The organism is Streptomyces toyocaensis (assembly GCF_000725125.1).
In the GTDB taxonomy this organism is placed as follows: domain Bacteria; phylum Actinomycetota; class Actinomycetes; order Streptomycetales; family Streptomycetaceae; genus Streptomyces; species Streptomyces toyocaensis.
Map to the genome: position 1 here is coordinate 86,832 of NZ_JFCB01000019.1, position 14,169 is coordinate 101,000.

14 protein-coding genes and 1 riboswitch are annotated in these 14,169 nt (G+C 72.1%); of the genes, 12 read left to right on the forward strand and 2 right to left on the reverse strand.

Features of this window, described 5'->3' with window-relative positions; all coding sequences use genetic code 11:
• The first annotated feature begins 123 nt into the window (after window positions 1–123).
• A riboswitch (FMN riboswitch) is annotated at window positions 124–254 on the forward strand.
• Window positions 255–399: 145 nt separating this feature from the next.
• From BU52_RS20685 to BU52_RS20725, 9 genes are all read left to right on the forward strand, one after another.
• Window positions 400–1,014 (forward strand): riboflavin synthase, encoded by a 615-nt coding sequence (locus BU52_RS20685; RefSeq protein ID WP_037936515.1) that lies wholly within the window; start codon window positions 400–402, stop codon window positions 1,012–1,014.
• Complete coding sequence (locus BU52_RS20690; RefSeq protein WP_037936518.1) at window positions 1,011–1,652, forward strand: nicotinamide mononucleotide transporter family protein; 642 nt, start codon at window positions 1,011–1,013, stop codon at window positions 1,650–1,652. The genes BU52_RS20685 and BU52_RS20690 overlap by 4 nt, the downstream gene beginning before the upstream one ends.
• On the forward strand, window positions 1,649–2,935 hold the full coding sequence (locus tag BU52_RS20695) for a bifunctional 3,4-dihydroxy-2-butanone-4-phosphate synthase/GTP cyclohydrolase II (protein ID WP_037936520.1): 1,287 nt from the start codon (window positions 1,649–1,651) through the stop codon (window positions 2,933–2,935). The genes BU52_RS20690 and BU52_RS20695 overlap by 4 nt, the downstream gene beginning before the upstream one ends.
• 19 nt (window positions 2,936–2,954) lie before the next feature.
• Window positions 2,955–3,440 (forward strand): 6,7-dimethyl-8-ribityllumazine synthase, encoded by a 486-nt coding sequence (ribH, locus tag BU52_RS20700; protein ID WP_037936523.1) that lies wholly within the window; start codon window positions 2,955–2,957, stop codon window positions 3,438–3,440.
• 34 nt (window positions 3,441–3,474) lie between these two features.
• Complete coding sequence (locus BU52_RS20705; protein WP_004990764.1) at window positions 3,475–3,747, forward strand: phosphoribosyl-ATP diphosphatase; 273 nt, start codon at window positions 3,475–3,477, stop codon at window positions 3,745–3,747.
• Window positions 3,748–3,793: 46 nt separating this feature from the next.
• Window positions 3,794–4,657, forward strand: coding sequence for an ATP phosphoribosyltransferase (gene hisG, locus BU52_RS20710; protein ID WP_037936526.1), 864 nt, complete (start codon window positions 3,794–3,796; stop codon window positions 4,655–4,657).
• A 19-nt stretch (window positions 4,658–4,676) separates the two neighbouring features.
• Window positions 4,677–5,147, forward strand: a complete 471-nt coding sequence (locus tag BU52_RS20715) for a PH domain-containing protein (protein WP_037936528.1) — start codon at window positions 4,677–4,679, stop codon at window positions 5,145–5,147.
• A 295-nt stretch (window positions 5,148–5,442) separates the two neighbouring features.
• Window positions 5,443–6,774, forward strand: coding sequence for a hemolysin family protein (locus BU52_RS20720; protein ID WP_037936529.1), 1,332 nt, complete (start codon window positions 5,443–5,445; stop codon window positions 6,772–6,774).
• Entirely contained in the window at window positions 6,771–7,844 is a 1,074-nt protein-coding gene (locus BU52_RS20725) for a hemolysin family protein (RefSeq protein WP_037936532.1), read from the forward strand. Before BU52_RS20720 ends, BU52_RS20725 begins: the two co-directional genes overlap by 4 nt.
• A gap of 57 nt (window positions 7,845–7,901) precedes the next feature.
• On the opposite strand, the gene BU52_RS20730 is transcribed toward BU52_RS20725, so the two are convergent.
• Both BU52_RS20730 and BU52_RS20735 read right to left on the reverse strand, forming a co-directional pair.
• The gene (locus BU52_RS20730; RefSeq protein ID WP_037936648.1) at window positions 7,902–9,764 is read right to left on the reverse strand and encodes an AAA family ATPase; all 1,863 of its coding nucleotides are present in this window, start codon (window positions 9,762–9,764) and stop codon (window positions 7,902–7,904) included.
• 428 nt (window positions 9,765–10,192) lie between these two features.
• Window positions 10,193–10,852: a uridine kinase family protein gene (locus tag BU52_RS20735; RefSeq protein WP_037936534.1), complete on the reverse strand. Its 660-nt coding sequence runs from the start codon at window positions 10,850–10,852 to the stop codon at window positions 10,193–10,195.
• A 194-nt stretch (window positions 10,853–11,046) separates the two neighbouring features.
• Between BU52_RS20735 and BU52_RS20740 the strand changes: the two genes are divergently transcribed.
• The 3 genes from BU52_RS20740 to BU52_RS20745 all read left to right on the forward strand — a co-directional run bounded on the left by BU52_RS20740 (window position 11,047) and on the right by BU52_RS20745 (window position 14,153).
• Window positions 11,047–12,420, forward strand: a complete 1,374-nt coding sequence (locus BU52_RS20740; RefSeq protein WP_037936535.1) for a peptidase C39 family protein — start codon at window positions 11,047–11,049, stop codon at window positions 12,418–12,420.
• Window positions 12,421–12,562: 142 nt separating this feature from the next.
• The gene (locus tag BU52_RS34880; protein WP_107061221.1) at window positions 12,563–12,703 is read left to right on the forward strand and encodes an SCO1431 family membrane protein; all 141 of its coding nucleotides are present in this window, start codon (window positions 12,563–12,565) and stop codon (window positions 12,701–12,703) included.
• Between the two features lie 277 nt (window positions 12,704–12,980).
• Window positions 12,981–14,153, forward strand: coding sequence for an acyl-CoA dehydrogenase (locus BU52_RS20745; protein WP_037936537.1), 1,173 nt, complete (start codon window positions 12,981–12,983; stop codon window positions 14,151–14,153).
• Window positions 14,154–14,169: the final 16 nt, after the last annotated feature.

The following is a 14,169-nucleotide window of genomic DNA, read 5'->3' on the forward strand; positions in this document are numbered from 1 at the left end:
GGGGGGTGAGTTGCTCCTCGTGTGACGCCCGGCGGCGTCCGCGGTCACCCGCTGTGAGGCACTCCACACCCCTCGCTCGCGTGAAGGGGGGCCGGTCGTGGCACACTGGCCCTGTACCAGTAGCAGCGCACTCCGGGGTCGGTGAAAGTCCGAACCGGCGGTTACAGTCCGCGACCCGGTCGCCTCCAGCGACCGGTTGACCAGGTGAAATTCCTGGACCGACGGTTAAAGTCCGGATGGGAGGCAGTGCGCGGCGGGCGGGCATCCATGCGCGCCGCCGTACCGGTCCGCCGTCGTGGCGAGCCCGTCCGGCGTTCGCTCCCGGTGTCCCCGCTCGTCCTCTCTGCCGTCGTCGGCAGCCCCGGAGTCCGTGCCCGAAGAGGCAGGAGGACCCGGGAAGTGTTCACCGGAATCGTCGAAGAGCTGGGCGAGATCACCGCCGTCGAGACCCTCGGCGACGCCTGTCGCTTCCGGCTGCGCGGTCCCGTCGTCACCCAGGGCGCCCGCCACGGAGACTCCATCGCCGTCAACGGCGTCTGCCTCACGGTCGTCGAGCACGAGGGCGACGAGTTCACCGCCGACGTGATGGCCGAGACCCTGAACCGCTCCAGCCTCGGCGCCCTCGCCGTCGGCTCCCGCGTCAACCTCGAACGGCCCATGGCCGTGGGCGGACGCCTGGGCGGCCACATCGTGCAGGGCCACGTCGACGGCACCGGCGAGGTCCTCGGGCGCAAGCCGTCGGAGAACTGGGAGCTCGTCAGGATCTCGCTCCCCGCGGACCTCTCCCGCTACGTCGTGGAGAAGGGCTCCATCACCGTCGACGGCATCAGTCTCACCGTCGTCGACGCCGGACCCGACTTCTTCACGGTCAGCCTCATCCCCACCACCCTCGCCCTGACGACGCTCGGCATCAAGCAGCCCGGCGACCCCGTCAACCTCGAGGTGGACGTCATCGCCAAGTACGTCGAGCGGCTGCTCGGCGACCGCGCCACCGGTGAGGGGGCGGCCCGGTGAACTGGCTCAACTCCGAGGCGTTCGTCCTCTTCGAACAGCACATCAAGTGGTCGGACATGATCGGCAACGTGGTCGGCCTGATCGCCCTCGCCCTCGGCTGGCGCCGCTCCCTGTGGACCTGGCCCGCCCAGTTCGTCTCCGGGCTCATCCTCTTCGCCGCCTTCGCCACCGCCCACCTCTCGGGCAGCGCGGGCAAGCAGGTGGTCGTCATGCTGGTCGCCGCCTGGGGCTTCCGGCAGTGGAACCGCGGCCGGCAGCAGGCGCAGGACGGGTCCATCGCCGTACGGTTCGCGACCTGGCGCGAGCGGGCCGCACTGGTCGCCGGGGCCGCCCTCGGCACCCTCGCCGTCGGCGGACTGTTCACCGCCTACCCGTCCCTGTCCTGGGACCCCTGGCCGGACGCCTACATCTTCGTGGGCACGATCGTCGCCATGTACGCCCAGGCCCGCGGCATGGTCGAGTTCTGGTTCGCCTGGCTGCTCGTCGACCTCGTCGGCGTCCCCCTGAACTTCGCCAACGGCTTCGCCTTCTCCGGCTTCGTCTACGTCATCTACGGCGCACTGGTCCTCTGGGGCCTGCGCGACTGGTGGCTGCGCTCCCGCGACGCGCGGCCCGCCCTGGAAGGAGCGCCGGCATGAGCGCGGCACCGATCCTGTACAGCACCGAGGACGTCGATCTGAGGCTCGACCCGGTCGAGCAGGCCGTCGCCGACATAGCGGCCGGCCGCCCCGTCGTGGTCGTCGACGACGAGGACCGCGAGAACGAGGGCGACCTCGTCATCGCCGCCGAGATGGCGACCGAGGAGATCGTCGCCTTCATGATGAGCGAGTGCCGCGGTCTGATCTGCGCTCCCATGGAGGGCGACGAACTGGACCGCCTGCGACTGCCGCAGATGGTGGACGACAACACCGAGTCGATGAAGACCGCCTTCACCGTCTCCGTCGACGCCTCCGCCGCGCACGGAGTGAGCACCGGCATCTCCGCCGCCGACCGCGCCACCACGCTCCGGCTGCTGGCGGGCGGCAGCGCCGAGCCCGCCGACCTCGTCCGCCCCGGCCACATCTTCCCGCTGCGCGCACGCTCCGGCGGTGTGCTCGTGCGCGACGGGCACACCGAGGCCGCCGTCGACCTCGCCCGCCTCGCCGGTCTGCGGCCGGCCGGCGCCATCGTCGAGATCGCCGGTGAGGACGGCCGCATGCTGCGGCTGCCCGAGCTCGTCCCGTTCGCCCGCAAGCACGGCTTGACGATCATCTCCATCGAGGACCTGATCGCCTACCGCCGCTCCGCCGAACCCACCGTCCGCCGCGAGGCCGAGGTCCGGCTGCCCACCTCCCACGGCACCTTCACGGCCTACGGCTACCGCTCCACCGTCGACGGCGTCGAGCACGTCGCCCTCGTCCACGGCGAGATCGGCGACGGGGAGGACGTCCTGGTCCGCGTCCACTCCGAATGCCTCACAGGCGACGTCTTCGGCTCCCAGCGCTGTGACTGCGGCCCCCAGCTCGACGCCTCCCTGGACCGCATCCAGGCCGAGGGCCGGGGGGTGGCCGTCTACCTGCGCGGACACGAGGGCCGCGGCATCGGCCTGATGTCCAAGCTGCGCGCCTACGAACTCCAGGAGCACGGCCGGGACACCCTCGACGCCAACCTCGAACTCGGGCTGCCCGCCGACGCCCGCGACTACGGGGCCGGCGCGCAGATCCTCGCCGACCTCGGGGTGCGCAGCGTCCGCCTGATGACCAACAACCCCGACAAGTCCGACGCGCTCGTCCGCCACGGCATCGAGGTCACCCGGCGTGAGCCGATGCCCGTCACCGCGAGCGAGCACAACCTCCGCTACCTGCGCACCAAGCGGGACCGGATGGGCCACGACCTGCCCTGGCTGGACACGCCGACCGTGCCCGTCTGCGGCAACCAGTAAGAGAACACCGAGGAGAGACGTGAGCGGCAAGGGTGCACCGGAACTGTCCGTACGCAACGTCGGGGACCTGCGGGTCGCCGTCGTCGCGGCACAGTGGCACGAGAAGGTGATGGACGGACTGGTGGACGGCGCCCTGCGCGCCCTGCACGACCTCGGCATCGACGAGCCGACCCTGCTCCGGGTCCCCGGCAGCTGGGAACTCCCCGTCGTCGCCAAGGTCCTGGCCGGCCGCGGCTACGACGCGGTCGTCGCCCTCGGCGTCGTCATCCGGGGCGGCACGCCCCACTTCGACTTCGTGTGCCAGGGCGTCACCCAGGGCCTCACCCAGGTCTCGGTCGACACCGGCGTGCCCGTCGGCTTCGGCGTGCTCACCTGTGACGACGAGGAGCAGGCCCTGGACCGGGCCGGTCTGCCCGGTTCCAGCGAGGACAAGGGTCACGAGGCGGTCACCGCGGCCGTGGCGACCGCGGCCTGCCTGCGCTCGGTATCCGAACCCTGGCGCTGAGCAGGCCCCGTCACCGCGTAGGGTAAGGACCACCATGTCCAAGAAGACGTTCGAGGAGCTCTTCACCGAGCTCCAGCACAAGGCCGCCCACGGCGACCCCGCCACCTCCCGCACCGCCGAGCTGGTCGACAAGGGCGTCCATGCCATCGGCAAGAAGGTCGTCGAGGAGGCCGCCGAGGTCTGGATGGCCGCCGAGTACGAGGGCAAGGAAGCGGCCGCCGAGGAGATCTCGCAGCTGCTGTACCACGTCCAGGTGATGATGGTCGCCCGCGGCATCTCCCTCGACGACGTCTACGCCCACCTGTAGATCCGACGTTCGCGACACCACCCCTCACACGAAGGAAGCCGACCTCATGCTGCGCATCGCCGTCCCCAACAAGGGTTCCCTGTCAGGCCCCGCGGGGGAGATGCTGCATGAGGCCGGCTACCAGCAGCGCCGCGAGTCCAAGGAGCTGCGGATCGTCGACCCGACGAACGAGGTGGAGTTCTTCTACCTCCGTCCGCGCGACATCGCGATCTACGTCTCCTCCGGCAAGCTCGACATCGGCATCACCGGCCGTGACCTGCTCGTCGACTCGGGTGCCGACGCCGAGGAGATCCTGCCGCTCGGCTTCGCCCGCTCCACCTTCCGCTTCGCCACCAAGCCCGGCACGGCGAACGGCGTCGCCGACCTCGACGGCATGACGGTCGCCACCTCCTACGAGGGGATCGTCGCGAAGCACCTCGCCGACCACGCCATCGACGCCTCGGTCGTCCACCTCGACGGCGCCGTCGAGACCGCGATCGAGCTGGGCGTCGCCGAGGTCATCGCCGACGTCGTCGAGACCGGCACCTCGCTGCGCAACGCGGGCCTGGAGGTGATCGGCGAGCCGATCATGAAGTCCGAGGCGGTCGTCATCCGCCGCACCGGCGCCTCCGCCGGTGCCGACGAGACCGTCGAGACCAAGGTGCAGCAGTTCCTGCGCCGCCTCCAGGGCGTCCTGGTCGCCCGGACGTACGTGATGATGGACTACGACTGCCGGGTCGAGCAGCTGGAGAAGGCCGTCGCGCTCACCCCGGGCCTGGAGTCCCCGACCGTCTCCCCGCTGCACAACGAGGGCTGGGTCGCCGTCCGCGCGATGGTGCCGTCCAAGGACGCCCAGCGGATCATGGACGACCTGTACGACATCGGTGCCCGTGCCATCCTCACCACGGCCATCCACGCCTGCCGCCTCTGACCGGCCCCGGAGCACCCTCATGTCCGATTCCACGCCGGGCAGGCCGCCCGCACTGCCCGTCACCTTCCGGCCGGCCCACACCCGGGCGGTGCTGCTCACGGCCGGCGCCGCGCTGTTCGTGGTCATCACCCTCATCGCGCTGCTGCTGGACCACCTCAGCCCGGGGGAGCGGGTCAGCTTCGTGTTCACCGCCGCGCTCCTGGCCGGCGTGCTGTTCCTGCTGGCCCGGCCGAAGGTCGTCGCCGACGAGGCGGGCGTCACCGTCGTCAACATCGTGAGCCGGCGTCGCCTGGAGTGGGCGGAGATCCTTCAGGTGAACCTCCGCCCGGGTGATCCCTGGGTCTTCCTCGACCTCAGCGACGGCACCAGCCTGCCCGCTCTCGGCATCCAGCCGGGCATCGCCAGGCAGCGCGCCGTCTCCGACGCGCGTGCCCTGCGGGCGCTCGCCGAGGACCGCTCCACGCCCGGCGACGCGGCACCGCCGGGCTGAGGACCGGGCTGCCTCCGGGGGCGCGCGGCCCGGGCCCGGGCGCGGGTCCGCTCCGGGAAGCGCCGGGGACGTTCACCTGCCGCAGTCGCCCATGTCTTGATTAATCTGGTGGGCGGAGGCGCCGCGACGGCGCCTCCGCCCCTGTCGCCCCGCCCGGTGCCCAGGGGCTCCAGCTACCCGAGGAGTGACCCTCTCCGGCGATGGACGGATCGTCCTGCAGTACCTGCGCCGCCCCCTGCCGACATAGTGCGGACCCGTATCGCCGGGTACGCGCGCATGCGGAGGAGACGGCATCATGACCACCCCCCTGCTGCTGCTCGCAGCCGCGTTCCTGCTGATCCTGGCCAACGGATTCTTCGTGGCCGCGGAGTTCGGCCTGGTGACCGTCGAACGTCCGGACGCCGAACAGGCGGCCGCGGCCGGCGACCGGCGCGCCCGCCGCGTCGTCGAGTCCCTCCGGGAACTGTCCTTCCAGCTCTCCGGCACCCAGCTCGGCATCACCATCACCTCCCTGGTCGTCGGCATGCTGGCCCAGCCGGCGCTCGCCGGACTCCTGCACGGCCCCTTCACCGGCATCGGCGTCCCGGGGGGCGCGGTCCCCGGGGTCTCCGTCGTCGTCGGCATGCTGCTGGCCTCGGCCGTGCAGATGGTGATCGGCGAACTCGTGCCCAAGAACTGGGCGGTGTCCCGCCCGATGCAGGTCGCGCGCTTCGTCGCGGGCCCGCAGCACGCCTTCGCCCGCCTGTTCCGCCCGGTCATCGCCGGGCTGAACGCCGTGGCCAACCGTCTGGTGCGCGCCCTGGGCCTCGAGCCCGCCGAGGAACTGGCCTCCGCCCGCACCCCCGGTGAACTCGTGTCCCTGGTCCGGCACTCCGCCCGGGCCGGCGCCCTGGAACAGGACACGGCGGACCTCTTCGTGCGCACCTTGTCCCTGGGCGAACTGACCGCGCAGCACGTCATGACCCCGCGCGTGAAGGTCAGCGCCCTGCAGGCGTCGGCGACCGCCGAGGACGTGGTGAACCTGACCCGGGCCACCGGTCTGTCCCGGTTCCCCGTGTACCGGGAGCGCATCGACGAGATCGTCGGCATGGTCCATCTCAAGGACGCCCTCGCGGTGTCCGTGCCCGACCGGCTGCGCACCCCCGTCGGCCGCATCGCCCGCCCCGCGCTGCTCGTCCCCGAGACGCTGCCCGTACGGCCGCTGCTCACGCGGCTGCGCAGCGAGCAGCCCATCGCCGTCGTCGTCGACGAGTACGGCGGTACGGCCGGCGTCGTCACGCTGGAGGACATCGTCGAGGAGATCGTCGGCGAGGTGCGCGACGAGCACGACGGACAGGACGTCCCCGAACTCGCCGTCGCCCCGCCCGAGGACGGCAAGCCGGCCTGGGACGTCGACGGCGGGGTCCGCGTCGACATCCTGCTGCGCATAGGCCTGGAGGTGCCCGAGGGCCCGTACGAGACGGTGGCCGGCCTGGTCGCCGACCTGCTCGGCCGTATCCCGGCCGTCGGCGACCGCGCGGAACTGCCCGGCTGGCGGCTGTCGGTGCGCCGGGTCGGCCACTACCGCGCCGAACGCGTCCGTCTGGTCAGGACGGCCCCGCTGCCGCTCGTGGAGGCGGCCGGATGAGCGTCCTGCAACTCCTCTTCGCCGCGCTGCTCGTGCTCGCCAACGGCTTCTTCGTCGGCGCCGAGTTCGCACTGGTCTCGGTCCGCCGCAGTCAGGTCGAACCGCTCGGTACCGCGCGCGCCCGTCAGGTGCTGTACGGCCTGGAACACCTGCCGCAGATGATGGCGGCCGCGCAGTTCGGCATCACCGTCTGCTCGCTGACCCTGGGCGCGGTCGCCGAACCGACGGTGGCCCACCTGCTGGAACCGGTCTTCGCGTGGATGCACCTGCCGCACGGAGTGATCCACCCGCTCGGTTACGTCGTCGCGCTCGCCGTCGTGGTCTTCTTCCACCTCGTCATCGGCGAGATGGTCCCGAAGAACCTGGCCATGGCGGCCCCGGAGACGGCCGCGCTGTGGCTGAGCCCCGGACTGGTCTGGTTCGCCCGCCTGTGCGGGCCGGTCACCCTCGCGCTCGGGGCCTGCGCGCGGGCCGTCCTGCGGCTCTTCCGCGTCGAGCCGAAGGACGAGGTCGAGGCCGTCTTCACCAGCGAGCAGCTCAACCGGCTGGTGGAGGACGCGGGGCAGGCGGGCCTCCTCGACCCCGAGGAGGCCGAGCGTCTCGAGGACGCCCTGGAACTGGGCTCCCGTCCGGTGACGGACGTCCTGCTGGGCCGCGAGACGCTGGTGACGGTCACGCCCGCGGTCACCCCGGCCCAGATCGTGGAGCTCACCGCCCGCACCGGCTACTCCCGTTTCCCGGTGGCCGCGGACGGCGGCGCCTTCATGGGATACCTCCACGTCAAGGACGTACTGGACCTGGAGGACGTGGGTCGCGCCGTCCCCCAGCGGCTCTGGCGGCGCATGACGACCCTGCGGCCCGACCTCCCCCTGGACGACGCCCTCACGGTGATGCGCCGCGCCGCGACCCACCTGGCCCAGGTCTGCGACCCCTCCGGCAGGGTCCTGGGCCTGGTGGCCCTGGAAGACGTCCTGGAACTGCTGGTGGGCGAGGTACGCGACCCGGCCCACAGGGAGGTCACCCTGACGGAGCAGCGTACGAGCGGCGCTCCCGAGGAGGTTCCCGCATAGCCGCGTGCCGTGCGTCTTCGTTTCTGCTCCTGCCGTCGGGTCCGCCCGCCGGGGTCCTCACGACCCCGGCGGGTCCGACGGACCCCGCCCCGACAGCACCTCCCCGTACGCCTGCATCAGGTCCGGCAGCCGCAGCGTCGCCAGGTCCTCACGGGTCAACGCCCCCGGGCAGACCGACAACCGCAGATCCCGGTACGCGCAGCTCTTCTCGTACAGCGTCCGCAGGAACCGCCCGTTCCCCAGCTCGTCGAGCCACCCCTGGTCCACCACGTGCCCGGCGATCGACCGCAGCTCGTCCAACGCCTCCTCGTCCCAGACGTCCCCGTTGTCGGCGGCGAGCACTTTGCCGATCTCGGTGAGTTCGAGGGGCCGGTACGAGGGGAAGTCGACACGGGTCGTGAAGCGTGAGGACAGTCCCGGGTTGGCGGCGAGGAGGCGGTCCATGCCCTCCGGATAACCGGCCAGGATCACCACGAGGTGGTCACGGTTGTCCTCCGCCCGCTTCAGCAGCACCTGCAACGCCTCGTCGCCGTACGCGTCGCCCTTGCCGTAACCGGAGTTGGACAGCGCGTACGCCTCGTCGACGAACAGCACCCCGCCGAGCGCGGAGTCGATGAGTTCGTTGGCCTTCACCGCGGTCTGCCCGAGGTACTCGCCCACCAGGTCCGCCCGCTGGGCCTCCACCAGATGGTCACCGCCGAGCAGTCCGAGGGCGTAGAAGACACGGCCCAGGATCCGGGCCACCGTGGTCTTGCCCGTCCCGGACGGCCCCGAGAAGACGAAGTGCCGTTTCGGCGGCTGCACCGGCAGCCCCTGCCCGGCCCGCAGCCGCGCCATGTTCAGCTGCGCCGACAAGGCCTTGACCTGGCGTTTCACCGGCTCAAGTCCCACCATGCGCTCCAGTTCCGCGAGCGCTTCCTCCAGTAGCGCGGGATCGGTCGGCCCCGTCGGCAGGGGCGACCCGGGACCGCCCGCGCGCTCGCGCACCCCCGGTCCGGTGACCGACGGCAGCGGACCCGGCGGAGGCTCGGCGTCGGACAGCCGGAGGTCGCGGCCCTCGGAGCCGAAGAGCGGATCGAGCGTGTCGGGGCCGTCCATCATGTCCTGCCCGACACCCATGAGGGTGATCGCGGCGAGGTCGGCGGCATCGTCGTAGCCGTCGCCCTCGGCGATCGCCGCGAGCCGGGCGGAGGTGTCCATGAAGGCCGGATCGACCCGGTGCACGGCCCGGTACAGGGGGAGCGCCGCCGCGCTGCGGCCGGTTCCCTCATGGGCGCGCGCCAGCCAGTAGCGCAGCTCCTTCCGCTGGGGCTGCTCGCTGCGGCAGCGCATCAGCGCCGCCGACAGCAGCGGTTCGGCCTGCCCGTACATCTCCAGCCGTACCCGCGCCATGCCGCCGAAGAGGCCGGCCTCGATGCCCAGCACCGGGTCGTCGACCAGCGAGTCGGTGTGCCGGACCAGCTGCTCCCAGTCCTTGACCAGGTAGGCGCGGCAGGCGTGCAGAAAGCGGACCTGCGGATCGGTGTCGACCGGGGGCAGTCCGGCGAGCGCCCGGTCCAGCTCGGGGACGTGGCGGCCGTCCAGCCAGTGGGAGGCGTGCGCGAGGAGCAGGTCGCGAGGGCTCTCCAGTACCGGCTGCACCCACCAGCCCAGCCAGTACCAGGAGTTCAGGGTGCGCCGGTGCCTGCCGCGCTGTTCGCCGAAGCGCTCCCGGTGCCGGAACATCCGCAGCAGCGCGGTCGTCGTGTCGACGCGCAGCGCGTGCAGTCCGAGCCAGCCGTCGGCCATCCCCGGATCGATCCGGACCGCGGCCCGGAACTCCTCCTCGGCCTGCGGATAGGCGCCCATGGAGTAGGCGTCCACGCCTCGCAGCCAGGCCAGGTCGGCCGGGGCCTGCGGGCCCTGCGTGCCGAAGTCCATCACGTCCCCCACGAACCGTGCCCCGTCGGTGTGCCGGCCGGTCCTCGCCCGTCGGCTCCCTGTGGTCGAACCGCTGTGCCGCGGACCGGAGTTGCAAGGTGCGCGAAGCAGCGTCCGTAGGGCGCACCGAGGGCATCGTACCTGCGGCGGCGGCGCGTCCCCAGGGTGCCGCGCACGGCGAAGAGCGAGGTGGGAGGGGAGTGCGCCGGACCGGTAGGTGACCCAGGGTGATCGTCATATGCCACTGGGCGGTCGAAAAACGCGAAGAGAGCAGAACGAAGCCCCCGATCACGGGGGAACAACCGGGGGCTTCGCGTCTGCCGGCGACTCCGGAGAGCCGCACATTGAGAACGTAAGACCTGTACGGGCCCTCGGTCAAGCAGAGTTGAGGCGCTCCGGCAAGTTGTCCGGGACCGCTCTTCACAGGTTCACCACATTGCCGACGGATCGTCACCGTGCGTGAGCGGAGGGGGCGGATCATCTGTCCCGGCAGGCCCGGTGAGCAGCTTGTACCCCTCCTGGCGCTGCCGCACCAGAAGGTCCGCGAAGGGGCGCGAGGGATCGCCGGCGAAGTGCTCGCTCTCCGCGCGCACCCACCCGTCCCAGAACTCCCGCTGCTCCTCGCCGTCCCGCTCCCGGCCGCGTGACCAGGATTCCTCGCGCGGCAGGTCCATCCAGAGCAGCAGCGCCAGATGCGGGCGCAGGGCCCGGCGTCCCGCGCCGACGCCCTCCACGACGATCACGGGGGCCGGCGGCAGGAGGCGGGGCGGCCCGAAGCGGCGGGTGCGCCAGTCGTAGGGGGAGTAGTGCGCCGTCTCACCGCGGCCGAGCGGTTCGATCACCTCGCTCAGCAGCCGTGCGGTCCAGCCGAAGAGTTCCTCGTGGCTGGCGATGTCGTCGAGGCGCAGCACCGGGGCGCCGTCCAGAGCCCCGGCCAGCAGGCCGGCGAAGGTCGACTTCCCGGAGCCGGCGTGCCCGTCGACGCCGACGAGCCGGACCGGGCCGCAGGAGGGGCCGAGCCGGCGGATGCGGGAGACAAGATCGTGGATGGCTGGTTCCCGGGCCGAGGTGAGGGCGGACGGGAGCACTCTAGGCCCCGGCCCCGCGAGGCCCGCCGCGGGTCCCGCCATTGGTCGAGTCCCATGTTGGTCGGGCGCGGCACGGCCGGGGTGCTGGCAGGATCCGCCCGGCTGCGTTCATAGTTGGCGCACACCCGCTCCACCCGGCGGACGTCCACCGTCCGCCTACCGGTCCTGTCCCGACACCTGGGGGTCCTCCACCCATGAGCAGAGCCGAACTGCCGTCCCGCAGAACCCTGCTGACCGCGGCGGTCGCCGCCACCGTCGCCGGGAGCGCGGTCCCGGCGTACGCCGGGACTCCGGCCGCCGGCGCCACCGGTACCGCGGACGGCGGGCGGGCCGCCGCCCGCACCGTCGACAACCGGGCCTGGACCTCGTACACGGACTGGCGCGGCGGCACCTGCGACGGGACCCGTGCCGTCGCCGGTGTACGCCCCGGTCTGGTGATCGAGAGGCCCGCCGGCACCAAGGACTACACCGACCCGCACACGGGCCGCACGGCCGCCTGGGAGTACGCGACCTGGACCTCGCCCGCGCACCGGCTCGCGGTTCCCGCCACGGAGGCCATCGCCTCCTGGAACGCGCACACCCCCGCGGGCACGTGGCTCGAGGTGGAGCTGAGGGGCACGTACTCAGACGGCACGGACACCCCCTGGTACGTGATGGGCCGCTGGGCGGCCGGGGACCAGGACATCCGGCGCACTTCGGTGGACGACCAGGGCGACGGCCGGAGCAGTGTCTGGACGGACACGTTCGCCGTCGACGACACCGCCTCGGGCCTGCGTCTCGCCTCCTACCGGCTGCGCCTCACCCTCCACCGTCGCCCCGGCACCCGCCTCACTCCGACCGTGTGGCGGGCCGGCGTGATGGGCTCCGACGTGCCGGACCGGTTCACCGTCCCCGCCTCCACGCCCCGCCTGGCCCGCGAGCTGATCGTCCCGCGCTACTCGCAGGAGATCCACAAGGGCCAGTACCCGGAGTACGACAACGGGGGCGAGGCCTGGTGCAGCCCGACCTCCTCGCAGATGATCATCGAGTACTGGGGCGGCAGGCTCACCCCGGAGCAGCTGTCCTGGGTCGACCCCTCCTACGCCGACCCGCAGATCTGCCACGCGGCCCGGTACACGTACGACCACCAGTACGCCGGCTGCGGCAACTGGCCGTTCAACGCCGCCTACGCGGCCACCTTCGACGGCCTGCAGGGCGTGGTCACCCGTCTGCGCTCCCTCACCGACCTGGAGACGCTGATCGCCGCGGGCATCCCGGCCATCACGTCCCAGTCCTTCCTGAAGGAGGAGCTGACCGGGGCCGGGTACGGCACCTCGGGGCACCTGATGACGGTGATCGGGTTCACCGCCGACGGCGACGTGATCGCCAACGACCCCGCCTCGGACGACAACGAGGCCGTGCGCCGCGTCTACCAGCGGCGCGAGTGGGAGAACATCTGGCTGAGGACGAAGCGGTACAACGCGTCGGGCAGAGTCGTCTCCGGCACCGGAGGGGTCTGCTACCTGTACTTCCCGGCACGTCCGACCCCGTCGCAGCGCAAGGCGCTGGCGGCGGTGGGAGTGCGCTGAACCCGCCCGGCGGGCGGGCCCCGGCCGCGCACCTGGGCCCGCCGTCGTGTGACCGACGTCTCGGTCTCGGACGCCGCTCACGGTGGCAAGGTGGACGGGACCGCAGGGGGAGTCCGCCCGCCACCGAGACCAGCGAGAAGCCATGAGCGTGAACGCAGCGACCGTGACCCGTGTCCGCACCGGCGGCCCCCGGGAGGACGGACCGGAGATCCTCGAGCACGTGCTGGGATGGACGCTCGTCGTGGTGCTCGCGATGCTCCTGACACAGCTGGGACTGCTGTAGCCGGCCCGGCTGAGGGGCCGGCGGATCGTTCGGGATGCCGTCGGCGGAGCTCGGCGCCGAGTGCGAGGCGGGCGTGTGGCGAAGGTATCTTCGGTAAGCGGTCGTTAACCGGTGACTCGATGCCGCCGATCGGGCATACTCACAGCGCACAGCCGCTGGTCAGCAGCTTCCGAGACCCGGGAGTGCGAGCATCGGCCAGGCACCGATACGACCCCGGCGGAGCCGCCCCCACCCAAGGCGCACGCCGATGTGCCCGAACAGGGAGGAGAGCGTCGCCATGCCCGACCGCGCCCCGCAGCCGGTGGACCGGCAACTGCCGACGGAAGAGGCCCGGGATCTCATCTCGCTCGTCCGTGACGTCGCGCAGCACGAGATCGCGCCCCGGGCGGCCGAGGAGGAGGACGAGGGACGCTTCCCCCGCGAGCTCTTCACCCGGCTCTCCGAACTGGGCCTGCTCGGCCTGCCCTACGACGCCGAGTACGGCGGCGGCGACCAGCCGTACGAGGTCTACCTCCAGGTCCTCGAAGAGCTCGCCACGGCCCGCCTCACCGTCGGCCTGGGCGTCAGCGTGCACACCCTGGCCTGTTACGCGCTGGCCTCGTTCGGGGCCAAGGAACAGCAGGCGGAGCATCTGAACGCGATGCTCGACGGCGGGCTGCTCGGCGCCTACTGCCTCTCCGAGCCCGCCTCCGGTTCGGACGCGGCCTCGCTGCGCACCAAGGCCGTCCGCGACGGCGAGGACTGGGTGATCACCGGCACCAAGGCCTGGATCACGCACGGCGGGATCGCCGACTTCTACACCGTCATGGCCCGCACAGGGGCGGAGGGCCCGCGCGGGATCACCGCGTTCCTCGTGCCCGGTGACGCGGAGGGCGTGAGCGCCGCCCTGCCGGAGAAGAAGATGGGCATGAAGGGCTCCCCCACCGCCCAGGTCCACCTCGACGGCGTCCGGGTCCCCGACGCGCGGCGCATCGGCGAGGAGGGGCAGGGCTTCGCGATCGCCCTGTCGGCGCTGGACGGCGGCCGGCTCGGCATCGCCGCCTGCGCCATCGGCCTGGCCCAGGCGGCGCTCGACGAGGCACTCCGGTACGCCACGGAGCGGCGGCAGTTCGGCAAGCCGATCGCCGACTTCCAGGGGCTGCGCTTCATGCTCGCCGACATGGCCACCCAGGTGGAGGCGGGGCGCGCCCTGTACCTGGCGGCGGCCCGGCTGCGCGACGCGGGACGGCCGTTCGCCAAGCAGGCCGCCATGGCCAAGCTGCACTGCACGGACACCGCGATGCGGGTCACCACCGACGCCGTGCAGATCCTCGGCGGCTACGGGTACACGGCGGACTTCCCGGCCGAGCGCTACATGCGCGAGGCCAAGGTCCTGCAGATCGTCGAGGGCACCAATCAGATCCAGCGCATGGTCATCGCCCGCCACCTCGCGGGGCCGGAGACGCGCTGAACTGGCCGAGGCCCCG